Here is a 23932-nt window from a genome sequence, read left to right as displayed (position 1 = left end):
GGAGCCACCCACTCCCCCTTTACTAGCCAGGCCTCTTTTACTCCAGCAGAGGCGGGCGCGCCGGGTAGGCCTCTCCGGCTTCAACCTCAACTGTGGCGGTCCTCAGAGCGGCGGCCTCGCGGATAATCTGCAGCACCTGCTCGCGTTCCAGTACCTCTTCACGGAGGAGCGCTTCGGCCAGGCGATCCAGAGCGGCGCGGTGCTCAGTGAGCACGGAGCGGGCCTGCTGGTGGGCCTGCTCGATGATGCGCTCTACCTCGGCATCAACGCGCTGAGCTGTGGCCTCGGCATAAAGGCGCTGGTGCTCCCCGGGCAGGCCATTTCCGAGGAAGCCATCGCCCTGCTCTAGCTCATAAGCCACCAGGCCTGTGCTCTCGCCCATGCCCCATTCGGTGACCATGCGACGGGCGAGCCGTGTAGCCTCTTTGAGGTCGTTCTCCGCACCCGAGGTGATCTCTCCCAGTGCGACCTCCTCGGCGGTGCGTCCTCCCAGGGCCACCGCCAGACGCTGCAACAGGTAAGAGCGCGGATAGTTGTGGCGATCATCCTCGGGTAAGAACTGCGTGACCCCCAGGGCGCGCCCACGCGGCACAATCGTCACTTTGTAGAGCGGGTCGACATCTGGTAGAACCGCAGCTACCAGGGCATGGCCGGCCTCATGGTAAGCGACCGTGCGCCGCTCGCGCTCATCCATGAGGGCCTCACGCTTGCCGCCGAGCAGCAGCTTGTCGAGGGCTTCCTGAAAGTCCTGGCGATCGACCTGGGACTTGCCTTTGCGCGCAGCCGCGAGAGCCGCCTCGTTGACCAGATTGGCCAGATCAGCCCCCGAGAAGCCAGGTGTACTGCGTGCCAGCTCCTCCAGATTGACATCGGGTGCCAGAGGCACCTGACGCGTATGGATGCGCAGGATGGCCTCACGTCCGCGCCGCTCGGGGCGGTCAACAACGACCTGGCGATCAAAGCGACCGGGGCGGAGCAGCGCGGGATCAAGGACATCCGGCCGGTTCGTAGCCGCCAGCACGACGATGGCCTCATGCGGCTCAAAACCATCCATTTCGACCAGGAGCTGTTCAAGCGTGTGTTCACGCTCATCATTGCTCGCCAGGGTGCCAGCGCCGCTGCGAGCGCGTCCGATGGCGTCAATTTCGTCGATGAAGATGATGCAGGGAGCATGCTTGCGAGCCTGCGCGAAGAGGTCGCGCACACGGCTGGCTCCGACGCCGACAAATAGTTCCACAAAGTCGGTCGCGCTGCAGCTGAAGAAGGGGACGCCAGCTTCGCCGGCGACAGCGCGTGCCAGCAGCGTCTTGCCGGTGCCGGGTGGGCCAACGAGCAAGACCCCCTTGGGAATATGGGCCCCGATCTGGAGGAAGCGCTGAGGATCGCGCAGGAAGTCGATGACCTCGCGTAGCTCGGCCTTGGCTTCTTCCACGCCGGCCACGTCAGCAAAGGTGGTCGTTGGACGCTCTTCGGTATAGAGCTTGGCGCGGCTCCGCCCAAAGCCGAAGAGTCCACCGCCCTGCATGTCCTGGAGTTGGCGCATGCCTCTCCAGCTCATGAAGGCAAAGTAGAGCAGCAGGAGCACTGGCAACAGATTGACAAACCAGGAGAGGGCGGTCTGCCACCAGGATGGCTGGACAGGCTCAGCACGCACCTCGACTCCCTTCTGCTCCAGCAGTGGGAGCAAGTTGGGATCGCCGGGGGCTGGGACATAAGTTGAGAAGTGGGTGGCCGAGACAGTCTGGCCCCCTGGCTGTCGCTGCTCGATAGGCGTCTTCAGGGTCCCGGTGACGCTGTTATCGCTCTTGATAGTTACGCTCGCGACGTTGCCCTGCTGGACCTGCTGGATGAAGGCGCTATAGGGCAGATCGATGGTCGTCGTCTGCCCCCAGCCCGTCAGATTGAAGAAGAAGGGGCCGTAGAAGACCAGGTTGATCAGCACCATGATCAGCAGCAGCCGTAGCCAAAAGCCCAGGCGCGGCTGTGGCTGGTTCTGCTGCTGGGGTGACTCGGATCGCTGCTCTCCACTGGGACCGGCGTTGCCTCTATTGCTCTGGCGGCTGCTTCCTGGGCGTTGCGCCGGCGTTTGCCTGTTGGTGGCAGCACTCTGCTGTTGCTCAAGCATCGTCGCCTCCTCTGGCAGGAACGCAGCCACCCCCGAGCGTAGAGATCTCGCACAGGGGACCTTGCCCCCCCTGTTCCTCGATTTGCCCGGCGCTAACCGCTGCAGCGGTCACGAGTAGCTGGCCTGCCCGACACACAAAAAACTCCTCTTCCCCTCCTCTGGCAAGTGAGAGAAGGTAGACTGACGAAACGAACACGCGGACGAACGAACGAGGAGCGGGGGCCGGCAGGACTAGGCCCGATGCTGGTGAAGAAGATGAACGCGCTTGACTGTAAACCTGGTCAGTCAGATCGCGACGGTTGTTGTCTCTCTCCAGAGAATCTATAGACAATCTGGCGCTCATTGTCAAGTACCTCAATTAGCTCATCGGATGAAAAAGTGTCGGTAAAAGGCCCGCCCTTCGGTTGTTGCTACACAATGAGATGAATTGCGACGTGCTAGATGATGCTGACCTTGACGGCAGGCAAGCGAGGCCTTACACTGGAAAGGCCCGTCTCACGCTGGCCTGCCTGGTCTAGGGGACCCACCTGAGAAGAGAGAGGGAGGGTGGGCAAGGCTCGCGTGGTGTGCGTGGTAGTCGGCGATGAAGCAGTTGGCAGATCTGTCTCTTGCCAATGAGGTGCGGTCTGGCTTTCTTGGTGTGGTCACGGAGAAACAACGGAAAGTCAAGAAGGAGGTTGGTTGTATGCTTTTGACTGGGGCCCATGTGACAGCCTTACGAGAGTTGGCAAGAAGTGAGGAGGCGGGTCAGGCTGCCTACGAGCTGGCGGAAGATGATCACCGTGCATTAACCTATCGCGCCTTAGAGTTGCAGGGGCTGGCGGTCTTGGAGCTACCGCGCTCCTATCGTCTGACCTATGCCGGACGAGAAGCGCTCCAACTGCTAGAGGAGATGCACCGTGACTGGCAGGCAGGTGCTCTTGAGCTGGATGAGCGTGGGCAGCGTTTATTGGCCGGGGAACCTGGACGTAAGGAACAGGACTGGCGCTTTCTGGGCTCAGATGTGCTAGCGGCGCTGCAGGCCGCTGAATACGCTGGTGGACGGATTGGACCAGTGACAGAGACGCTGTTACGGGCCCGTGGGTTGGCGGAGGAGGCCACTGATCCGTTGCATAAGACTACCGTACTGCGTCTGAATCGCCACGGCAGGGCCTGGCTTGATTTCGCACGGCGCTATCGGCCCCACCTGGAGATCGATGGCGAGCTGGCCAACGCTATCCAACGTATGATTCCAGGCTACAGCGGGCGCCCGGCCCCAGGGCTATCGGGAGACTTCATCGACCTCCTGGAGGCGATGGAGCTGATCACCTGGTCGCTGCCGGACGGGCAATACTATGCGCTGACAACATTGGGCGAGGCTGTCTATGAGGCCTTGCGCAAGGGAGGCTATGCGCTTGGGGCGGTGGTACTGGATGAAGCCATGCTGAAATTGCTTGCCCTTCTGGTTGATCGGGGCCGGGAGAGTCTGACGGCAGACCAGAGCGAGCAGCTGCAGGGCCTGGGTTTCATGGACCCGGATGGCCGTCTCACGCCAGCGGGCGAAGCGGCACTTCGAGCCTATGCCCTCCTGCAGAGCGAGCGCCCGGTTTCAGTACGTACCTTTGCCCTGACGGAGGCCGAAGTCGAAGTCCTGCTGGTTTTGCAACAGCTTGGGGCGGTGCGGCAGGAGACGGCTGGCTCCCCGCCTCCTGATTTGGAGCGTCTGCGTAGGGAGCTGGTCGAGCGGCTAGCCGAGCGTTACCGGGAGATTGTCGCGCGCTACGGTCGCCGGCTGGAAGAGCGCTCGGCCCTGAAACGGCGCGCTCTGGAGTTACTGGAGGAGCTGCGCAGTCGTGACGAGTGGTTTGATTCGCTGTGGAACCTTGAGGAGTTGGTAGCCAGTCTAGAGGCGCTGGCGCTGGTGCGGGCCGAGCGCGATGGGGAGCGAACGCTCTACCGGCTGACAGCCTATGGCCAACGTGTGGCTGAGGAGCAGCAAGGGCAAGTGCGGGCCATCTCCGCGACGGCAGTGAAAGCCGTGAGTATGGCGTTAACGCGCTGGACGGGGCTGGCGACATCCTGGGTAGAGCGAGCCCGCGAGGAAGGTCTTGTCGGCAGTGGGGGAGGAGTGACGCGGGCTGGACGGCTCTATGCCTGGCTAGCCGAGCACTGTCCGCGCCAGCCGATGCTGACGCGACAAGAGGCCGAGGTCCTGGTCAATCTCCCCGAGACTGAGCCAGGGCCGTTTGTCTCGGAGTATCAGGCCTCCCTGGAGACAGAGCGGCTGGCCTGGGCCCTGGATAAACTAGAGGCCCACGGGCTGATCGAGCGCCTGGCTGATGGGCAGATCGTGCGCACAGAGGCTGGTCGCTTGTTGGCGCGTGCCGTAGCGGGGGCCACGAAGCTGGCGCATCCGATTACGCCGCGCATCGTGCGCCTCCTGGAGGCCATGCGTCAGGTGGGGACGCTCTATGTCAAGGAACGTAAGGTTCGTCTGCAGCCAGAGCAGTGGAAGGAAGTAGAGCGCCTCACCGGCCTGGGGCCGCAGGAGTTTATCGAGACGCGCCATGTAGCACGCATGGGCCATTATATCGGCGAGGTAACCCTCAACGAGGCTGGGCTGGAGGTGCTGGAAGCAGCGGCTTTGCTCCAGCAGCGTTCATGAAGGGATGGGGGAAGTGGAGGCGGAGCGCCGTTTGCCCCCGCTTCTACCTGGTTCAGAGGATGGAGGGAGATGGGGGAATCCGGTAGCCTACCCGGGACGAGCGCAGGGAGGGCAACAGCACCGGTGCTGCTGCCCTCCCTGCTCTGTGGTCAGCCCACGAGCCGGGCGGGCCTGCTGTCTGGCCGAAGAAGAGTGGCGAAGTGGCCAGTAATCAGCCTTTCACCACGATGATCGGGCGTAGACGAACCACCAGTTTCGCCAGGCCGGCGTTATGGACGACACGTACCACCTGTTCGGCGTCCTTATAGGCTAGCGGGGCTTCTTCCGCCAGCAACCCTTTACTGTGCACACGCACCGTGATGCCTTTGGCCTCTAGCTGGGCCATCAACTCTTTGCTCCCAATGGCCTTCTTGGCGGCAGTACGGCTGCGCTGGCGCCCGGCGCCGTGGCAGGTCGTCCCAAAGCTCTGCTCCATCGAGCCGGGGGCGCCGACCAAGACAAACGAATAGCGTCCCATGTCGCCGGGGATCAGCACCGGCTGCCCCACCCCACGATACTTCTCGGGAACGGCGGGGTGTCCTGCTGGGAAAGCGCGTGTGGCCCCTTTGCGGTGAACACAGACGCGCTGCAGCTCACCGTCGATGCGGTACTCCTCGATCTTGGCAATGTTATGGCACACGTCGTAGACCAGCGGCATATCGGCTGGCCGGGCTGAACGCCCGAAGACGCGAGAGAAGGCCTGGCGCACGCCGTGCATCAGTAATTGGCGGTTGGCCCAAGCGAAATTGGCGCCGCAGGCCATCGCGCCCAAGTAGGCCTTGCCCTGTTCCGAGCGCAGTGGCAGGCAGGCTAACTGACGATCGACGAGCTTAAAGCCAAAGTCTTTCTGCCTGGCCTCAGCGATGCCGATATAGTCCTCAGCAATTTGGTGCCCAAATCCACGGGAGCCGCAATGGATGGTCGCGACGACCTGATCTCTCTGATAGAGGCCCAGGGCGTGCGCAGCCTCCTCATCGTAGATATGGTCTACGACCTGGACTTCGCAGAAGTGATTGCCAGCGCCCAGGCTTCCGAGCTGGTGAATCCCGCGTTGGATAGCCGTCGCCGAGACGGCGTCAGGGTTGGCGCCGGCCAGGCACCCGCCTTCCTCGGTGGTCTCTAGATCCTCCGGGAAACCATAGCCTTGCTCCACCGCCCAGGCCGCACCGCGTACCATGACCTCGCGCAGCTCGCTCTGGCTCAGGCTGCGCATGCCCTTGCCTCCCACGCCCGAGGGCAGATGCTGGAAGAGTTCATCGGCGAGACGGTCAGCTTTGCCTTTGACTTCCTGATAGCTGAGATCCGTGGCCAGTAGACGTACACCACAGTTAATGTCGAAGCCGATCCCTCCTGGTGAGATCACGCCATGCTCCAGGTGGGTGGCAGCAACGCCGCCCACTGGGAACCCATAGCCCCAGTGGATATCGGGCATGGCCAGCGAGTAGCCGACAATGCCCGGCAGGGTGGCGACGTTGGCTACTTGCTGCAGAGAATTGTCCTGGCGAATCTGCTCGATAAGAACGTCGTCAGCGTAGACAATCCCTGGGACGCGCATCTCCGGCTGGTAGCTTTGGGGAATGCGCCAGCGGTAGGCGTCGATGCGCTGTAAGGGAATCTTTTCCCCGATGTTGCTCATGCGAAAACCCCCTCCTCGCGCTTCTTGTTCCTTTCCTTCATCGGCTCGTTTCAGATCAGAAGATCAGGCCAGCTTGGGGACCTGAGTGCTCGGATTATTGTACATCACTTAGAGACGGACCAAGTGCAGCCGACAGAGCGGAGGCAGACAGACCCTTAGCCCGGTGGAAAGCCAGCCGGGTCGGATCTCTCAGAGTGTGGGCCTTGGGGGAAGCATCGTCTCCCTGCTGCTCTCCTGGTATCCGGCTCCCAGGGCCTGGCGGAGCCTGGCGGCCAGTGAGAGGGGAAGGCAGAGGGCGGACCGGGGTGCGGAAGCGCTTACGGACAGGTCCGTCTGGTCAGTCGGGTGGACGGTATGCGCTGCAGCAAGGCGCAGGAGTGCAGACGCCCTCTTCGCTGCAGTGGGTCCTCCTTGGCTTGGACGTTTCGATCCTGGCTAGATATCGAAGATGATGCGCGCCCGATAGCCGTCAGGTATGGGGACAACCTCAGCCTGGTGCCTGGTGACCGCCTTGATGGCACTGCTCAACTCGTGGCGCTGCTCGTCGTAGGGTTCGCCGCGGGCGCGGGCCCTCATCTTCAGCTGCGTCTCGGAGAATTCCTCGATCTCAAACTGACAAAAGAGCAGAAACTCAGTATCGAACAGGAAGATCAGACGGCTGAGCCAGGCAATCAGCAGCGAGACCAGGTCATCCCCCTCAACCGTGACCTCCCGACTGACTCTGGGCTCGACCTGCTCAAGAGGCACCATCAAGCTCTCCATCCCCTCTGCGGCGTGGATGAAGAGTTCCGGCAGTGTCCGCCCGTAGATCTGCAACCCAACATCTGCCGTGTGTTCGATGACCTCAAACGGCAGCTCGTCCATAGCTACGCCTGCTTCCCACCGATCGGGGGTCTAGGCCCTGCCTGCGCTCGAGCCGGGACTGACTCCTGTGCGGTGCGCTGCCGCCTTGGGGACACTCCACCGGTTTCATGTTTCATGGCTGCCTCCTTCCTGAATGCCGGCCAGTCCGCTGCCTGCAAGAGCATCACGCTTTCATGGTAGCAGCAGATTTGCGCTTTGTCAAGCTCAGAGAGCGGGATCGGGCCACCCCCTGGCATAGCACTCGCTCATCTGTTCCACGGTGTGGCGGTCGGGCAGGCCGGAGAGGCCCGGGAGGCCGGTGGGGGCTGAGGGGGTCTGGCTGGCCCGGCTGCCAAGCGGTTAACAGGCTCGCTCGCGGCTATCGCGGCTGTGGGCCCAGAACTCCAGCAAGTCGCTGCGGGTCACGATTCCTTCGAGCTGCGAACCATGCATCACAGCGACAGCCGATTGTCCGCTGCGGAAGAGGGTGTACGCCTCCTGGACGGGGGCCTCAGCAGGTAACTCGGGGAAGGGCGGTCCCTGGAGGGAGCCAACCGTCTTCTCACTCAGGGATTCGCCGCTGGCCAGGTGCTGGAGCAGCAGATCTTCCGTGAGGCTGCCCACCATGCGCCCGTTTTCCATCACTGGAGTCTGGCTGATCCCGTAGCGGCGCAACAACTCGACGGCATCGGCAATCGAGTCCTGGGGCGAAACGCTAACGACCAGTGGCATGCTGCCCTCGTGGGTACGCCGATAGGTGAGCACGTCCCGCAGGGTCGGCTCCGCACTCTCAGCCTGCATGAGCAGGTTATTCTCGCGCATCCAGGTATCATTAAATTGTTTGCTCAAGTAGCCGCGCCCCGTATCGGGGAAGAGCACGACGACCACGTCGTCGGGGGTCAGACGGCGGGCGTAGGTGAGGGCTGCCGCCAGGGCTGTCCCCGAGGAACCTCCGGCCAGGATGCCTTCTTCGCGGGCCAGACGCCTGGCCCAGTAGAAGGAGATGCGGTCTTCGACCCGGATGACCTCGTCGACCACAGAGGGATCGTAGTTCTTGGGGAAGACTTCCATGCCGATGCCTTCGACCTTATAGGGGCGCGGAGTATCGCCAGAATAGACGGACCCCGCCGGGTCGGCGCCGATCACCTTGATCGCCGGGTTCTGCTCCTTCAGATAGCGAGCAGTTCCAGTGATCGTGCCACCGGTGCCAATGCCCGCGACGAAGGCGGTGATGCGCCCCGCCGTGTCGCGCCAGATCTCGGGACCAGTTGTCGCATAGTGAGCCGCTGGATTGGCTGGATTCGAGTACTGATCTGGGCAGCAGGCTCCGGGGATCTCCCTGGCCAGGCGATGAGCCACGTTCTTGTAGTGTTCGGGCGAGTCAGGGGGGACGGTGCTAGGGCAGATGACGACCTCGGCCCCATAGGCCCGCAGCAGACTGCGCTTTTCCTCACTGACCTTGTCGGTCATGACAAAGATGCAGTGGTAGCCCTTGATGGCAGCGGCGATGGCGAGGCCGTGGCCGGTGTTGCCACTCGTGGGCTCGACGATGGTTCCCCCTGGGCGCAGCAGCCCCTGACGCTCGCAGTACTCGATCATGGCGGGCCCGATGCGGTCTTTGACGCTGCCGCCGGGATTGAGCATCTCGATCTTGGCCAGGATCAGGGGAGGAACGTCGGCGGCCACCTTCCGCAGGCGTACCAGCGGGGTATTGCCGATGGCCTCAAGGATGGAATCGTAGTAGCGCATCTCTCCTGGCGCGGCCTCAGCCGCATGTTTCTCCTGCATATCTCCACGCTTCCTCTCTGCAGCAGTTGCTAGCGTTCGTTGGTTGCTCGACGGGTACTGGCTTTGCTGATAGATGGTGAGGCCCAGCCCACCTTGTGGGCAGCGCTGCCGGTGGGCCGGGGGCCTCGCTCCCAGCAGCTTCCTCAGTATAGCATGGGCTGTTCAGGCTTGGCCAGGGCCAGAGGAGAGCAGCACACTGTAGAAAGGGCTGACAGCCGCTCGCGGCGCGGAGGGTGCTTCACTCTCGCTATGCTCCGCTGCGGCGTGAGTAGGCTGGAGACTGTCCTGCAGAGGTCGTCGGATGCGGCTCAGGCTGCCAGCTCTGGCGCAGGCTGACCGGCAGGTGCAGGCTGACCAAAGCCACAAGAGCCAGGAGAGCCAGCCCCACCAGGCCCAGAGTGTAGCCGCCGCTCAGCTGCTTTGTTCCTCCCAGGAGAGAGGGCAGGAGGAAGCCGCCAAGGCCGCCACAGGCGCCAACGAGGCCGGTAGCCAGTCCGATCGCTCGGGGGAAGCGCAGCGGTACAAGCTGGAAGACCGCGCCATTGCCCGTGCCCAGGGTAGCCAACAGGAAGAGAATCAGGCCGATGCTCAAGGCCAGTGGCGGGACACAGCCGAGCAGAGCATAGCTGGCGGCCACGAGGCTGAAGACAATCTTGAGCATGAAGGCTCCTCCCAGGCGGTCCGCAAGGTAGCCTCCCAACGGACGCGCCAGGCTGCCAGCCAGGCTGGCGAGCGCGGTGAGAAGGCCGGCGGTGACAGCGCTCAGGCCATATTGATTGTGCAGGAACAGAGGAAGGAAGGTGCTCAGGCCAACAAAGCCCCCGAAGGTGATACTGTAGAAGAAACACAGCCACCAGAGGTCCCCGCTCTTGAGAATGGCCCCGGATGGCTGGGCCTCCGTGCTGGCTGGCTCCTTCTCAGCTTCTCGGCTCAGTAGGATGAAGACTACCAGTACCAGAGCCAGCGGGATCATGGCCAGTCCCATGACCGCGTGCCAGCCGTAGTTGCGGGCGAGCGTGGGGGCGGCGAGGTTGGCGATGACGGTTCCCATGTTGCCAGCCGCGGTGATCCCCATGACCAGCCCCTGCCGCTCCGCTGGATAGCAGCGGCTGGCGAGCGGGAGCGCAACTGCGAAGGAGGAGCCGGCACAGCCCAGGAGCAGGCCGACGGCCAGCAGGGCCGGGAAATTGAGGGGGAGCAGCCACCCGGCCAGGAGCGGCAGGAAGAGGAAGAGGAGCAGCAGGGTGCCCATGCGCTTGTAGCCCAAGCGATCTCCCAGGATGCCCATCGGGAAGCGGGCCAGAGAGCCGCCTAGCGTGGGCACGGCGACGAGGAAGCCCTGTTCGGCAGGACTGAGCTTGAGGCTCTGAGCGATGAAGATGCCCAGGGCGCCTAGCAGTACCCAGAGTGCGAAGCAGGTGTCAAAGTGGAGAAAGGCCGCGATCAGCGTCGTGAGCGGCGTGCGGGAAATCCGCATTTTGTAATGACCTCCTTATGACAGGATGACGTGATGATCGTTGTTCGTAAGCCAGGCCTGATCTCCTGTGGCCTGAGCGTTCGAGACGGAGTGGGATCAGGCCATCCAGGCTGTGACCAGAGTTTGGGCCGCCGGTGGCACCTATTTAGCTAGCTGCTGGGCAGAGCCTGGCTCTGACGCTCCAGATAGGCCGAGAGCGCTTTGACGAGGTGTCCCATGCGGGGATGCTCAGGTACCACGTGCGGGGTGATGCCGTGCTGTTGGAGCGCCTCGCTGCAAGTGGGGCCGATCGAGGCCACGGTAACCCGCTCGCGGAGGGCCTCGGTTAGCTCTCGGGCCTGGCCTTCCTTTTCCGCTAGCTGGAAGAGATGGCGCACCTGCACCTGACTGGTCAGGACCAGGGCGTCGATCCGTCCGGCACAGAGATCGCGAATGAGCTGGCTCAGGGCGCTGGTGTCTTCCGGGAGCTGCCACTCGTAGAGGCAGAACTCGGCAACGCTGGCGCCGCGCTCTTGAAGGTAAGCGACCAGTCTGGTATTGCGCTCGCCGTAGTGTAGTAGTGCGACCCGTTGGTCACGCAGTTCAATCTGATCGAGGGCATCTAGCAGCTCTTCGGTGGTGTGCGGCTCGCGCGCGCTGATGTGGATTGGCAGGCCATATTTTTTGAGCACGGTAGCCGGCTTGGGGCCGCGGCAAATGATGGTCACTCGCTTGAGTTCGTCAAGGAGTTCTGGTAGCTGGCCCTGCTGCTCGATCTCTCGCAGCAGGGCGCTGGCTCCGACGCCCGTCGAGAAGATGACGGCATCGAGCTGCCCGGCGCGTAGCTCGCGCAGGAGCGTGAGGGCCTGTTGGGTAGCATCTGCTGGTGGTACTTCGCGTACGGCCGGGATGCAGCGCGCGTGCCCCCCATGACGCGCGATGAGGTTGGCCAGTTCCCCGCTCATGCGGGCTTCCAGCACGGCAATCGTTGCGTCTGCAAAGCGCTTGGTCATAGTCGATAATCCTCTTTTTGTCCCGCTTCCGCTCGCTTTGCTCCTGTTCCTTTCCCTCCCTTTCCGGCAGCGGGGGGAGGGAAGGGGTCTTCTGCTCTTCCCTATTCGTCTGCCACAGTGACGAGAATGTTGCCTTCGGCATCAAGGCTGACGGGGTAGGTGCGCAGGTTGGGGCAGGTGTTGCCAAGCGGTGCGCCCGTGCGCAAGTCGAATCTAAAGGCGTGTAGTGGGCAGATGACCTTGCCGTCGCCGATGATGCCGTCAGCCAATGGCCCTCCCCGGTGGGGGCAGTGGGCCTGTGTTGCGAACAGTTCTTCGTTGCGGCTGCGGAAGACGGCGATGAGCCGATCTTGCAGTCGGTAGGTGCGGCCTTCGCCGCGTGGAATGCGGCTGATATGCCCTAGATTATAGCACACGGCTCCGGGTGATAGCGGGGCTTTCATGGTACTTGCTCGTCTCCTCCTTTGCGCTCTGCTCCGTGATCAATTGCCCGTTCCCAGAGAGGCAGGGGTAGCTTCCAGGGTCTCGCTGAACTGCGTGGGGGTTACCGGCTGTTCGGCCTCGCGCTGCCAGGGGTCAACATAGGCATCGACGGCGGCCTGGATTTCGCGATCGAGCCGCGCGCAGATGCCCTCAGTGTCCTCGACCAAGACGCGCCGCAGATGCTCGATGCCAACGCGCTCTACAAAGTCGTAGCTGCGTTCCTGGTATTTAGCGTTCTCTCGGTAGTACTGCATGAAGCGTCCCATGTAGAGCAGGACCTCGTCATGTGTATTGACGGTACAGAGCAGGTCGCCTTTGCGGACGCGGGAGCCGGCGGCTCCGCCGACGTAGATTTCCCAGCGGCCTCCCTCGATAGCGACGGCGCCCAGATCTTTGGTGGTGGCCTCTGAGCAGTTGCGGGGGCAGCCGGCGGTAGCCAGCTTGACCTTATGGGGCATTTCGATGCCCTGATAGCGCTTCTCGATTTTGATGCCGAGGGCGGTGCTGTCGCCAAGGCCGTAGCGGCAGAAGTCGCTGCCCAGGCAGGTTTTGCAGGTGCGGAAAGCCTTGGTGTAGGCGTGACCGGAGGGCATGCCGAGATCCCTCCAGATCGCGGGTAGTTGCTCTTTCCGCACGCCGACCAGGTCGATGCGTTGGCCACCAGTGATCTTGACCAGGGGTACGTGGTACTTTTCGGCGACGTCTGCGATGCGTCGCAGCTGCTCGGGCGTGGTAACGCCGCCGTAGATGCGTGGCACCACGCTGAATGTGCCATCTTTCTGAATGTTGGCGTGCACGCGGTCATTAATAAAGCGTGCGTCGCGTTCGTCCTCGTAGTCTTTGCCCCAGATCGTCTTTAGCAGCGAGGCCAATCCGGCTTTACTCGTGGGGTCTTCTTTGCCGTTGGCCAGGGCCTGGAAGACGGCGGAGACGCTGCGCAGGCCGCGCTCTTTGATGACGCGTACCAGCTCGGGCTTGGTCAGCGGAATGGCCGGTACGTAGTAGTGCACCGAGGGATCTTCTACTACTTCGCCCTCGCAGGCTGCGACGAGCAGCTCCTGAACCTGGTTCTTGCAGGAGCCACAGCCGGTGGCGGCACGGGTAGCTTCGCAGAGGGCCTTGAGGCTGCGTTTGCCCGCGCGCACGGCGGCGAGAATGGTGCCTTTGGTGACGCCGTTACAGTTGCAGATCTGCGTGTCGTCGGGAAGGTCTGCCACCGACAGGGTTTGCTGCTTCCCCCCGCTGCATGGGAAGAGCAGTTCGGCGCGGTTAGCGGGGAGCGGGTCACCGCGATGGAAGAGTTGCACCAGGCGAGCGGCGGGGATGCTGCCGGGGAGGTCGCCCAGCAGGATGGCGCCTTGCAGACGCCCCTCGCGCACGATCAATTTCTTGTAGATGCCGCGGGTCGGTTCGGCGTAGGTAATCACTTCATCACGGTAGGTCGCCGGCTCCTTGTCTCCCATGACTGTCAGGTCAAGGCCGCTGACTTTGAGCCGTGTCGAGATGGCTGAGCCGGTGTACTGCTTGTGGCTGGCACTGTCGGTCAGGCGTTCGGCCAGGATACGGGCCTGCTCCCAGAGGGGGGCGACCAGGCCATAGGTCCGTCCGCGGTGTTCGGCACACTCGCCGAGGGCGAAGATGTCAGGGACGCTGCAGGCCAGGTCGTCATCGATGATGATGCCACGCTTGACGGCTAGACCGGCGGCGCGGGCCAGTTCGGTGTTAGGAGTGGTTCCGGTGGCGATGATGCAGAGGTCACAGGCCAGTTCGCTGCCGTCGCTGAAACGCAAGCCGGAGAGCTGATCCTCTCCGAGGATGGCAGTCGTTTCCTTGCCAAGGTGGAGCTGGACCCCTTGTTCGCTGACCAGCCGCGCCAGGATGGCGCTGCCTGCAGGGTCAAGTTGGAGGTTGAGCAGATGCGGGGAGCGATGAATGAGGTGTACTTCCAGGCCCCGTTTGAGGAGGCCGCTGGCGGCTTCTAATCCGAGGAGTCCGCCGCCTATGACGGCGGCGCGCCGGGCGTAGCGGCTGTGGGCCAGGATCGCCTGGCAGTCGTCCAGGCTGCGGAAGGTAAAGGCGCCTGCTATCAGTCGCCCATCTTCCTGGAGAAGGTTCTCCAGGGGTGGGAGAAAGGGACTGCTACCGGTAGCGATGACAAGGCGGTCGTAAGGCTCCCAGTCACCGTCGGCGGTCTGCACGCGGTGGTTCTGCCAGTCGATGCCTGTGGCGGCTCGGCCTGCATGTAGCCTGATCCCATGTTCTTGATACCAGGCTAGGGGGTGGAGAAAGATGTGTTCTGGGCTGTAGTGTCCGGCCAGGACTCCTGAGAGCAGGATGCGGTTGTAGTTACCATAGGGTTCGGCTCCCAGGATGGTGATCTCGTAGTGCTCTCCTCCTGGACGGCTGATCATCTCTTCGACAAGGCGTGCTCCTGCCATGCCGTTGCCAATGACCACTAGTCGCTGTTTCCGCGTCATCTCTCTTACTCCCTCCCTGGGTGGGCTATTCGCCTGGATTCGTGAGGCGCTCAATGCGCGCTGCGCAGACTTTAAACTCTGGCATGCGGCTGGTGGGGTCGAGCGCAGGATTCGTCAAGCGGTTGACTGCCTGGGTATCTCCCCAGTGAAATGGTACAAAGAGCGTGTCTTCGCGAATCATCTCATTGATTCTGATGCGGCCTTGCATGCTGGCCCGGCGCGTTGAGAGCAGAGCGAGGTCCCCTTCTTGAAGGCCGTATGAGCTGGCCGTTGTCGGATGGATCTCGATCAGCGGCTCTGGACTGAGCGCCAGCAGGTGGGCAATGCGCCTTGTTTGACTGCCAGACTGGTAGTGGGTCAGGATGCGCCCCGTGCTGAGGTAGAGGGGGTAGTCATGGTCTGGTTCTTCGCCGGGGCCCCGGTAGTGAGTGACATGGAAGCGGGCGCGTCCGTCAGCTGTGGGGAAGCCATCGCCAAAGAGGCGAGGAGTGCCCGGGTGCTCTTGAGATGGGCATGGCCAGAAGACCCCTTGTTGGGCATCTATCTTTTCGTAGGTGATACCGGCGTAGTCGGCCAGTCCCCCTGCGCTGGCGCGGCGCAGCTCCTCGAAGACCTCGCGTGCGCTGTTGAAGGGGAAGTATTGGCCTTTGCCCAGGCGCCGGGCAAGCTCGCAGAGTACGCTGATCTCGTCCCAGACACCGGAGGGCGGCTGAAAGGCGCGCCGTCGATGGATCACGCGTCCTTCCAGATTGGTGAGCGTGCCTTCCTCTTCGGCCCACTGGGTCACTGGGAGGACGATCGTGGCAAGCCGCGCTGTCTCGGAGAGGAAGAAGTCGCAGACAATGAGGCAGTCGAGGGCTGCCAGCCGTTCTTCGATGTGTAGGGCGTTGGGGGCAGAGACTGCCAGGTTGCTGCCCATGACGAAGAGGCAGCGCACCCCGTTGGGTGTGCCGAGGCTGGTCAGCATCTCGTAGGCGGAGCGACCCGGGCCGGGTAGTTCCTGTTCATCGATGCCCCAGACGCGGGCAATGTGGGCCCTGGCTGCCGGGTCATCGATGCGGCGATACCCCGGCAGCTGATTAGCTTTCTGGCCATGTTCGCGGCCGCCCTGGCCGTTGCCCTGGCCGGTCAGGCTTCCGAAGCCGCTTCCTGGCTTGCCAACCAGGCCGAGGGCCAGGGCCACGTTGATGTAGGCCAGGACGTTCATGACCCCCTGGCGTTGCTGCTCGACGCCGCGCCCGGTGAGAATGATGGCCGAGTCAGCCCGTGCCAGCCGGTGGGCGACCTCTGTCAGATCTCGCTCTGGTACGCCCGTCAGACGTTCAACCCGCTCCGGCCAGTAGGCTGCGGCCATTGCTCGTACTGCAGCAAAGTTGCTGGTGCGCTGGCTAATGTATGCTTCGTCGATGAGGCCATCGCGGATGAGAATGTGAAGCAAGCCGTTGGCCAGCGCCGCATCGCTGCCAGGGGTCAGCCGCAGATGGAGCTGGCCGAAGCGCGCCGTGATGCTGTGGCGAGGATCAATAGTGATGAGGAGGCCGCCCGCCCGCTGCTGCCGGTCCAGGTACTGCATCAGCGGCGGCATGGTCTCGGCGATGTTGCTCCCGGCCAGGACAATAACTTCGGCTTGGGCCAGGTCCTCCAGGGGGAATGGCAGACCTCGGTCGAGGCCGAAGGCGCGATTCATTGCCTCCGCCGCTGAAGACATGCAGAAGCGCCCGTTATAGTCAATTTGGGAGGTGTTCAGGGCAAGACGGGCAAATTTGCCGAGCAGATAGGCCTCCTCGTTCGTCAGGGCCCCGCTACCAAAGACGCCGACGGCGTCCTTTCCGTAGCGCTGCTGGGTCACCTGGACAGAGTGCACAATGCTCTCTAAAGCCTCATCCCAGGAGACTGGAAGCAGGCGCCCGTCAGGCTGGCGCTTGAGCGGTCTCTGCAGGCGTTCAGCGTGGGCCAGGGTCTCAGGAGAGGTCCAGCCCTTGAGGCACAGCCCTCCCCTGTTCACGGGGAAACGTCTATCTCCCTCGATCCAGGGCCGCTGTGGGCTGCCCCCCAGGACAATGCCACACTGAAAGGCGCAATATGGGCAGTGCGTTGCAGTATATCCTTCGCCGCTCTTCCGTGGTGCGGTCGCTTGTTGCGGCTGCGGTTCGGGTTGATAGGGTGACTGCTGCTGCACGGCTCTTTCTCCCTGGCTTGAGACGTGGGAGAGCCATCTCCCGTGGAGAGATGGCTTCGCTACGTTGGTCGGACAGGTGGATATGTCTGAAATAGCTCACTGTTCCTCGGTCTGGCTCGCATGGGCTGGGGAACGGGGAACAGGTGCAGCGGCAGTGCTGTCCGATTGACTCTGCGCGGTGGCCCGGTTGGCCAACCGACCTTCTACAAAACTGGCCCGTCGGCGATGCTGGGCTGCGACTTTGCATGCGTTGACTGGTTAATATGCACAGTTTTCTGTTGTGACTATACATTACCACGTGGTTTTTTGCCTTGCTATCAGCAGAATGTCAGGAGATTCCCACCGGTCTTTTGTGCGATTTATACAATTTCGCTGTCAGGCAGCCGGTATTAGAAATAGCGCCAGGCTATATGAATAATATCGCTTGCCTGTCTACCTGATGCTGTTCCCCTCCTCTAGCCGAGCGCACAGCTAGGGGCCCCGGCTGAGGCGAGCAGCCTGGCGAAAGCCGAGAGGAGGCGACCATTGGAAGGCGGCGTATACTAGCCAGAGGAAGATGACAGAGGGAAGAGAAAGGAGGAGAAAACTACAGCAGTGAAACGAGGACTGAGAGAGCGCTGGCAAACGTGGGCCCATCGGATGCGCCAGGACCTCTATGCCCTGATCCTAGCCTATCGCGACCCACGGCTTCCCTGGTACCATCGTCTACTGCTTCTTGGCTTGCTCAGTTATGCCTTCAGTCCCATTGACCTGATTCCTGACTGCCTTCCTGTCATTGGCTACCTTGACGATCTGGTTATTTTGCCGCTAGGCATTCTCTTAGCCATCAAGCTGCTGCCGCCAGCCATCCTTGAAGAAAGCCGGGCCCGAGCCTCGACCGCTCTGGCCCAGAAGGAGAGGCAACCCTTTCGAGGAGGCATGCTACTTGTCCTGGTCGTATGGGGGGGATTAGCCCTTCTTCTGGCGCTCTGGGTTCTCAACAAGCCTCACCTCTTTCCCAGCCATTAGACTCAGAGACCAGCGGGCCCGCCTCACAGAAGAGAAGCTACCCGGCGACATCGCCAGGTAGCATTGTCAAAAAACGTCTTGGCCCGAGAATAGCGAGAGCAATCAGAACAACAGCGGTATCGAGTCCAGGGCGTGTTCCCTGCTTCGCTTCACGACGGTCGCTCTTGCCTCCCTCTCATTCACTGGCAAAACGACTCGATGCCACAGCAATCAGGAGACACGCCCCCCAATCAGACAACCTGTTCCTCAACCGAGGAGAGAAATAAGAGACACAGACTACAGAGACCAGAGTCCCTCTGACCACGCCTGCAGGCCGCGCCTCAGTTGCCGAGGGGCAGCCACCACACCCACAGTGATCGCCAGCTATGTCCACAGCCAGCTCTCAGCTCAGCGGCCACCAGCCGATGAGCGATGCGACGCTACTTCACTTCTGCCCCTCTCCCAGGAGCCGTTCCAGAGTCGAGCGCTTAATGCGGTAACTCTGGCGTTGACTGGCCCGAGGCAGGCGTACCCCCTCTAGCAAACCCTCCTTGACCCAGCGCCTGACCGTGGTAGCATCGACTCGCAAGAGCTGTGCGACTTCGCTGATAGTGAGCAGTTCTTCCACATCCAGATGTCGATCCATAACCTTCTCTCCTTCGCAGACAACCGGTCCGACACAGCCGCTCTCAGGGGAAGAGAGGAAGAAAGAACATGGGGAACGAATCCCCAGAGCCGCCCCCGCCTGGTGCCCTCCCTTGGGCCTGTGCCGCGCTGTCACCAGCGCCTTGCCGGGTCGGCCCCTCTCCCGCCCCGGAACTGCCACGACGGTTTTCTGTGTCTGCAGCATTGGCATCGAGATGCGTCTATCATACCGTTTCCGAGAGCCTCTGACAAGCCTCTTTCCAGCCCCTTCTTGGCCCCCTGAACACGCTCGTCGCGCTGCTGCCTGGAGCACAGCGTCCGCTTCATAGGAGCGTGACGCTGTGAGTGATCGAGGCCGCAGCTCGCAGCATGGCACTGACAGGGCAATATTTGGTTTCGCTGAGTTCAATAGCGCGTTCAATCACCCCCCGGTCAAGCGCAATGCCGGCAATACGATGCTCCAGATGAAAGGCAGTAAAGACACGTGGGTGGTGCTCCGCCCGCTCACTTTGGACAACGACCTCATAAGCGGTAATTCGCAGGCGCTTTTTGCGTAGAATGGATAGCACGGTGATGCCCGTGCAGGCCGCCAAAGCCACAGGTAGCAACTCCATCGGGCGCAGCTCGCCCTCCCCTCCTCCCTGCTCGGCAGCCGCTGTCAGTTGCAGCAGTTTGCCACTGTTCGTCTCGGCGAGAAAAGTCATGTCCTCCTGCAGGCGCAGTCGCGCCGCCACAGCCAGTGTCATGGCATTACCTCCGCAGTTTTCTCTCCTTCTGCGATCGCTATGATGAGCCTGGCTTTCCCCAGGCGCAACCCCCTGGTCCCTCTGGTCAGGTCGGAGAGGGAGCGCGGGCTAGCCGCTGCTCTGGCTGGCCCACGTGTCTTGTATTGTACCATGCCCAGCCGTAGCGCCTGCCCCTCACGGAGCAGGCTGCTAGCCGATCCGATCTTGAGCAGCCGGGGCTACCTCCCCTCGCTGATCCCTTCACTGTCTTGCAGATGACTGCTACCTGCTCTGGCTGTGACGGCTCCCTTTCCTCTATACTGAGGCAGAAGCACTGGAGCCGGGTCGGCAGGTCGGCCTCCATCATACATAACCCTTCGCCCGCCAGCCTGGCTCACGACTGGCTCACTGTGCAAGGAGAAGCGGAATGAGGAGTATTGGACGCTCGCGCTTCCTATTGATCGGCCTGACCGTGGTGGTGATCTGTGCCCTGGTAGCCGGTCTGCTCGGCCGGGCCCGGGTCAGTTACGCCGCCTCCTATTGTCAGGTCACCTATACCATTACCAGCCAGTGGCCTGGTGGCTTCGGAGCCAACATCGTGATTCAGAATACGAGTGGCTCCGCCTGGAGCAGTTGGACGCTGACCTTTACTTTCCCAGCAAGTGGGCAGAGCGTCACTCAGGGCTGGAATGGCGTGTTCAGCCAATCGGGGCAGAATGTCACCGTCACGAATGCGAGCTGGAACGGCAATGTTCCGGCGAACGGCACTGTTAATCCTGGCTTCAATGGCACCTGGACTACGAGCAACCCGGTGCCGACCAACTTTGCGGTGAATGGCAATGCCTGCAACAGCGGCAGCAGCGCTACAGCTACGCCAGGTACGACGCCGACGCCAACTGTCGCCGCGACCCCCTCGCCTACCCCGACGCCTACTCCAGCGCTGACGCCAACAGCGACGGCTAGCGCTACATCGACCCCCACGCCAGGCATCCCTGTGGTTGCCAGTACGACCTTGCCGCTGGATGGCGTCCACACAGGTAACGCTACCTGGTTCTCCGGTGTGGGAGGGCCTTACGGCGGCTGCGGTGTTCCCGAGGGTTATATCGATTCGCCCTACTATGTGGCCCTGAATGTACAGAATACGCCGGGCGACTACAGCACCTATCTGCCGCGTCCCATCCCAGCTCAGGAGGCCAATCTGATCGGCGCCTTTGACAATGGTCTCAATTGCGGGCGCTGGGTGCGCGTGACCATCGGGGCCTATTGTACTGGCATTAACGACGGGGCCCCGAACCAGCCCTTCTGCCGCAATGGGACCTGGGTCAATGATCAGTATACTGGCGCTACGCTCGATCTGGTGGTGGCCGATAGCTGCCAGGATGGCAATGCCTGGTGCCGCGATGATCCCTATCATCTGGATATCGTCCAGCGCGCGCTGAACCAGTTCCAGATCAATGGTCAGCCGGTGGGCAATATGTACCCCAACGCCTGGAACAATCGCCAGATTAGCTGGCAGTTCATTCCGGCGCCGAACTATACGGGCGATATCCGCATTGCTTTCCTGCAAGGGGCGAATCCCTACTGGTCGGCCATCTCGATCACGCATCTGCCTAACGGCATCCACGGGGTCGACTACTATCAAAATGGCACCTGGGTCCATGCTCAGATGGATGCCGATATGGGCAATGACTACGTGATTCTGCCCACTACGCCAGGAGGCAATCAGTACGCGATCCGCGTCTATGATGTTAATAACCAGCTCATCAACAATGGCCGCATCTACTACTTTAGCTATCCCAGTAGCTGCGGTTCCTCCTGCCCGAACGCCTATACACCTGTGACTTATACAACGAGCTAGCTGTCTCGCCTGGCCTTGCTTGGCCAGAAAGCCGCTGGCTTGCTGCTCGCAGCCCGCTTCCCCACCGCACGTTCACGAGTGCAGTGGGGAAGCTCCTTTTTCCTCGCCCTTGCTCCCGCTTCCCTCTTGACAGCCAGCCCTCCTTGCCGTATACTTACCCAAAAGTTGATTTTCTTGATCTAGTTAGTCAATTTTGGAGGATCAAGTGAGCACACCTGCGACGGTGAACGGCGTCGATACCGCGGCCATCGCGGCCTTGCGTACGAAGCTGCAGGACGAGCCGGCGGCTGGTGACACGCTCTGGAAGGCCGAGGTGACTTGGCGAGGTGGCTTTTTGAATGAGATTCGTATCCGCGATCTCCCTCCCAGCTATGCGGACGAGCCCAAGGCGCTTGGGGGCAGCGATACCGCGCCTAATCCGGTGGAGCAGCTGCTTGGCGCGCTGGGAAGCTGCCTGGCCATCGGCTACACCGCCAATGCTGCTCTGCGCGGTATTCAGATTCAGGAGCTGCGCGTTGAGCTAGAGGGCCATATCGACTTGCCCGTATTTCTTGGTTTGCGAGAGGGACACGCCGGCTACTCTGGCATCGACGTGCGCGTGCATCTGAAAGCCGATGCCCCACAGGAGGTACTTGAGGAACTCCATCAGCACGTGCTGCGTACTTCGCCCGTGGGGCAGACAATCGAGAAAGCTATTCCCTTACACGCCACGCTTCTCTCCGACTGAGTCTCTGTGCCCTGCTCTCTCGACACGCTCAGTGGTTCTCAAAGCCTTGCTCATCCGCCAGGGTGCGCAAGGCTTTGAGCATTTCCAGAGCTGCTGCTCTGGCGGCGGCCCGTTTGGTTCTGCCCTGAGCGCTCGTGTTGACCAGGCGCCCGGAGCGCAGGGTCACGATGCAGGTGGCGGTGAATGCGGGTTCTTGGGGTGTTCCACTCTGTGTATAGGCATACTCGACGCGCTCAATGCGCTGCCTTTGAAGCATTTCATTTAGCAGACGCATAGCAGAACATTCAGCGATGCTCGGCAGATCCTGGCGTTGCTCGGACGGCAGAGGCAGGTGTAGCAGGAGATTGCGGGCGGCCTCTTGTTCAGCCCGGACCCTGCTCGAGCCCTGACCGCTGGCCCGGTAGCACTGCCCGGCGATGATCAGCTCGCATTCTGCGGTAAAGTGGGGCGCGTGGGCCGGTCCACTGCGGGCGAGCAGGCGATAGCGCGGTGTGCCCCAGCGCTGCTGATGGGCCAGCTCCTGCAGTGTTCCCTTGTAGTTGCTGATCTCATCAGCCACCGGCTCTGGACCGCCCGCTCTTTCCGGTTGCTCCTGTACTCCCCAGGCGGCACTTGCCTCCTGATCAGACCCGCGCACTAAGGCGTTCAGACAGTGCTGGCTGGGAGGAACCTGAAGGAGAGCAGAGATCTCTTCCTCTTTCAGTTCAAGGCCGCTGATTCTGACGAGCAGATCGGCACAGGCAAGCTGCCGCGCCCGATCTTTGCGTTGGGCCCGATAGGCTGCTGAGCGGTAGCGCTGGCCCTCCAGGCACAAGCTGGCACAGGCGGTAAACGTGGGCGGCTCTCCCTTCTCAGAGAGGGTTTCTTCTTCATAGGTGGGGGCCTCCCAGCTCAGTATTTGCTGTCCCATCGCTAGCAGGCTAACGGCGTGCTGCGGCTGACGACACAGGGAATGGAGGGCCGCCCGTTTAATCCGCTCCCAGGTCTGGCCTGCCGTGGGGAAGCGAAAGAGGAGCGTGAAAAGGTCATGCGGACCGAGAGCGTCGGCTTGCAGCCGGGCGAGAATCTCCTCTTCGATGATCGGTGGCAGGAGCTGCGACTGCGCCGCGATCCGTATCAGGCTATGAAAGCGACGCGCGTCCAGTCCGGCCAGAGGGCGGGGGCTGTCTCCCTGTTGAGCAAGTGCCTCCTCGACTTGCCGCTGAAGCTGTTGTTCGTAAAGAGATAGAAAGTAGGCCGGTTTCTCCGCCTTGAGGCTGCGCTCAACTTCGTTGAGATGGCTGGCGATCTTCTCCAGCTCCTCGCGCTCGGGAAGCGCACAGGCATCCTGCCCTTGCAGTAGGGAGAGCAGAATGCGCTGATTGACAAGGTCGGCATAGCGCCGGAGCGGCGAGGTCAGATGCAGGTAGGCCGGTAGCTGGAGCCCAAAGTGTCCGCGCAGGGTTGGCGCATAGGTAGCGCGCTCGACAACGAGCTGAATCGTAGCGCTGACCTGCTCCGCTCGTACTTGATCAGGTCGCAGCACAGCTGTCTCCAGCATCTCGCGTAGCACTTCCCCGGTGGGAGCGATCGGTTTGGAACAGTGATTGCGGTAGAGGGCCGGTAGACCGCGCTGGGCCAGAAGCTGTGCGCAGATTTGATTGGCCAGAATCATGCACTCCTGGATCAGGAGATAAGAGCGGTGCCGCTGCTCGCTACTGAGAGGGAGGAGAAAGCCCTCTTCGCTGGTGGCCCAGCCGCGATGCAGGTCATAGAGAGCCAGCGAGCCACGCGCACGCCGTAGCTGGAAGAGTTGCTCAGCAAGACGGTATAAGGCGCGCACCATGCCCGCCAGCGGGTCCTCTGGTTCACTCAGCAAGGCATCAGCTTCGGCGTATGAGAGGCGTCTCACGCTTGTGCAACAGGTCAGAGCGAGGCGCGGCTCACCCGGCTGCCACTCAGCATCAAACGGAAGAGTGAGCGTCAGGGCGGGACGCGGCTGGCCTTCGAGTAGGCTCAGGTGTCCCTCACTCAGGAGTCGTGGCAGAAGCGGCGCCGTATGCTTGGCGTAGTAGCGCGTAAAGGCCCGCTGCCGTGCTTCGCGCTCCAGGGCTGGGGTCAGCTGCGGGGTGACGATGGAGGCTACATCGGCGATACTGATCTGCAGCAGGGCCCCACCCGCAGGCAACGGCTCCAGCCAGAGAGCATCATCGAGATCGCGCGAGGCAGGACCGTCAATGGTGATCCCTCTTACCTGCGGTCGCCCCTCCAGTACAGCGGCCACTCTGCCGACGGCTTCCCTCGCTTCAGCTCGGGCCGCTTCCGAAA

16 protein-coding genes are annotated in these 23932 nt (G+C 62.1%); 4 read left to right on the top strand and 12 right to left on the bottom strand.

Annotated features, from left to right (window positions below):
* Positions 1–37: 37 nt before the first annotated feature.
* Positions 38–2125, bottom strand: a complete 2088-nt coding sequence (ftsH, locus tag AC6H1L_RS21255) for an ATP-dependent zinc metalloprotease FtsH (protein WP_497599452.1) — start codon at positions 2123–2125, stop codon at positions 38–40.
* Positions 2126–2810: 685 nt separating this feature from the next.
* Between ftsH and AC6H1L_RS21250 the strand changes: the two genes are divergently transcribed.
* A complete protein-coding gene (locus AC6H1L_RS21250; protein ID WP_497599451.1) occupies positions 2811–4769 on the top strand; it encodes a DUF505 domain-containing protein in 1959 nt (652 codons plus the stop codon).
* A 211-nt stretch (positions 4770–4980) separates the two neighbouring features.
* Here AC6H1L_RS21250 and AC6H1L_RS21245 read toward each other — a convergent pair whose 3' ends face one another.
* The 8 genes from AC6H1L_RS21245 to AC6H1L_RS21210 all read right to left on the bottom strand — a co-directional run bounded on the left by AC6H1L_RS21245 (position 4981) and on the right by AC6H1L_RS21210 (position 16683).
* Positions 4981–6444 carry an RtcB family protein gene (locus tag AC6H1L_RS21245; protein ID WP_497599450.1) on the bottom strand — a complete coding sequence of 488 codons (1464 nt, stop codon included), beginning with the start codon at positions 6442–6444 and terminating at the stop codon, positions 4981–4983.
* Positions 6445–6879: 435 nt separating this feature from the next.
* Positions 6880–7308, bottom strand: a complete 429-nt coding sequence (locus AC6H1L_RS21240) for an archease (protein ID WP_497599449.1) — start codon at positions 7306–7308, stop codon at positions 6880–6882.
* Positions 7309–7647: 339 nt separating this feature from the next.
* Positions 7648–9036, bottom strand: a complete 1389-nt coding sequence (locus AC6H1L_RS21235; RefSeq protein WP_497601582.1) for a cystathionine beta-synthase — start codon at positions 9034–9036, stop codon at positions 7648–7650.
* A gap of 286 nt (positions 9037–9322) precedes the next feature.
* Complete coding sequence (locus AC6H1L_RS21230) at positions 9323–10552, bottom strand: nitrate/nitrite transporter (protein ID WP_497599448.1); 1230 nt, start codon at positions 10550–10552, stop codon at positions 9323–9325.
* 149 nt (positions 10553–10701) lie between these two features.
* Complete coding sequence (locus tag AC6H1L_RS21225) at positions 10702–11544, bottom strand: uroporphyrinogen-III synthase (protein WP_497599447.1); 843 nt, start codon at positions 11542–11544, stop codon at positions 10702–10704.
* 101 nt (positions 11545–11645) lie between these two features.
* Positions 11646–11987, bottom strand: coding sequence for a Rieske (2Fe-2S) protein (locus AC6H1L_RS21220; protein ID WP_497599446.1), 342 nt, complete (start codon positions 11985–11987; stop codon positions 11646–11648).
* Positions 11988–12026: 39 nt separating this feature from the next.
* The gene (gene nirB / locus AC6H1L_RS21215) at positions 12027–14504 is read right to left on the bottom strand and encodes a nitrite reductase large subunit NirB (protein ID WP_497599445.1); all 2478 of its coding nucleotides are present in this window, start codon (positions 14502–14504) and stop codon (positions 12027–12029) included.
* Between the two features lie 25 nt (positions 14505–14529).
* Positions 14530–16683: a molybdopterin oxidoreductase family protein gene (locus AC6H1L_RS21210; RefSeq protein WP_497599444.1), complete on the bottom strand. Its 2154-nt coding sequence runs from the start codon at positions 16681–16683 to the stop codon at positions 14530–14532.
* 594 nt (positions 16684–17277) lie between these two features.
* Between AC6H1L_RS21210 and AC6H1L_RS21205 the strand changes: the two genes are divergently transcribed.
* Positions 17278–17691, top strand: coding sequence for a YkvA family protein (locus tag AC6H1L_RS21205; protein WP_497599443.1), 414 nt, complete (start codon positions 17278–17280; stop codon positions 17689–17691).
* Between the two features lie 424 nt (positions 17692–18115).
* Here the strand turns inward: AC6H1L_RS21205 and AC6H1L_RS21200 are convergent, their stop codons facing one another.
* Together AC6H1L_RS21200 and AC6H1L_RS21195 are read right to left on the bottom strand one after the other, a co-directional pair.
* Positions 18116–18316 (bottom strand): helix-turn-helix domain-containing protein, encoded by a 201-nt coding sequence (locus AC6H1L_RS21200; RefSeq protein ID WP_297160929.1) that lies wholly within the window; start codon positions 18314–18316, stop codon positions 18116–18118.
* Positions 18317–18638: 322 nt separating this feature from the next.
* On the bottom strand, positions 18639–19061 hold the full coding sequence (locus AC6H1L_RS21195) for an OsmC family protein (RefSeq protein WP_497599442.1): 423 nt from the start codon (positions 19059–19061) through the stop codon (positions 18639–18641).
* A gap of 406 nt (positions 19062–19467) precedes the next feature.
* Between AC6H1L_RS21195 and AC6H1L_RS21190 the strand changes: the two genes are divergently transcribed.
* Complete coding sequence (locus tag AC6H1L_RS21190; RefSeq protein WP_497599441.1) at positions 19468–20898, top strand: cellulose binding domain-containing protein; 1431 nt, start codon at positions 19468–19470, stop codon at positions 20896–20898.
* A 205-nt stretch (positions 20899–21103) separates the two neighbouring features.
* The gene (locus AC6H1L_RS21185) at positions 21104–21625 is read left to right on the top strand and encodes an OsmC family protein (RefSeq protein WP_497599440.1); all 522 of its coding nucleotides are present in this window, start codon (positions 21104–21106) and stop codon (positions 21623–21625) included.
* A gap of 28 nt (positions 21626–21653) precedes the next feature.
* Here the strand turns inward: AC6H1L_RS21185 and AC6H1L_RS21180 are convergent, their stop codons facing one another.
* Positions 21654–23888, bottom strand: a complete 2235-nt coding sequence (locus tag AC6H1L_RS21180) for an RNB domain-containing ribonuclease (protein WP_497599439.1) — start codon at positions 23886–23888, stop codon at positions 21654–21656.
* Positions 23889–23932: the final 44 nt, after the last annotated feature.

This window comes from Thermogemmatispora argillosa (assembly GCF_059696725.1).
Note: the sequence above shows the minus strand (reverse complement) of the source record. Positions and strands in the feature narration are given on the sequence as shown.

Bases quoted from the DNA above. Each gene is read 5' to 3' on its own strand.
- ftsH (WP_497599452.1), bottom strand. From the start codon at position 2,125: ATGCTTGAGCAACAGCAGAGTGCTGCCACCAACAGGCAAACGCCGGCG.
- AC6H1L_RS21250 (WP_497599451.1), top strand. From the start codon at position 2,811: ATGCTTTTGACTGGGGCCCATGTGACAGCCTTACGAGAGTTGGCAAGA.
- AC6H1L_RS21245 (WP_497599450.1), bottom strand. From the start codon at position 6,444: ATGAGCAACATCGGGGAAAAGATTCCCTTACAGCGCATCGACGCCTAC.
- AC6H1L_RS21240 (WP_497599449.1), bottom strand. From the start codon at position 7,308: ATGGACGAGCTGCCGTTTGAGGTCATCGAACACACGGCAGATGTTGGG.
- AC6H1L_RS21235 (WP_497601582.1), bottom strand. From the start codon at position 9,036: ATGCGCTACTACGATTCCATCCTTGAGGCCATCGGCAATACCCCGCTG.
- AC6H1L_RS21230 (WP_497599448.1), bottom strand. From the start codon at position 10,552: ATGCGGATTTCCCGCACGCCGCTCACGACGCTGATCGCGGCCTTTCTC.
- AC6H1L_RS21225 (WP_497599447.1), bottom strand. From the start codon at position 11,544: ATGACCAAGCGCTTTGCAGACGCAACGATTGCCGTGCTGGAAGCCCGC.
- AC6H1L_RS21220 (WP_497599446.1), bottom strand. From the start codon at position 11,987: ATGAAAGCCCCGCTATCACCCGGAGCCGTGTGCTATAATCTAGGGCAT.
- nirB (WP_497599445.1), bottom strand. From the start codon at position 14,504: ATGACGCGGAAACAGCGACTAGTGGTCATTGGCAACGGCATGGCAGGA.
- AC6H1L_RS21200 (WP_297160929.1), bottom strand. From the start codon at position 18,316: ATGGATCGACATCTGGATGTGGAAGAACTGCTCACTATCAGCGAAGTC.
- AC6H1L_RS21195 (WP_497599442.1), bottom strand. From the start codon at position 19,061: ATGACACTGGCTGTGGCGGCGCGACTGCGCCTGCAGGAGGACATGACT.
- AC6H1L_RS21190 (WP_497599441.1), top strand. From the start codon at position 19,468: ATGAGGAGTATTGGACGCTCGCGCTTCCTATTGATCGGCCTGACCGTG.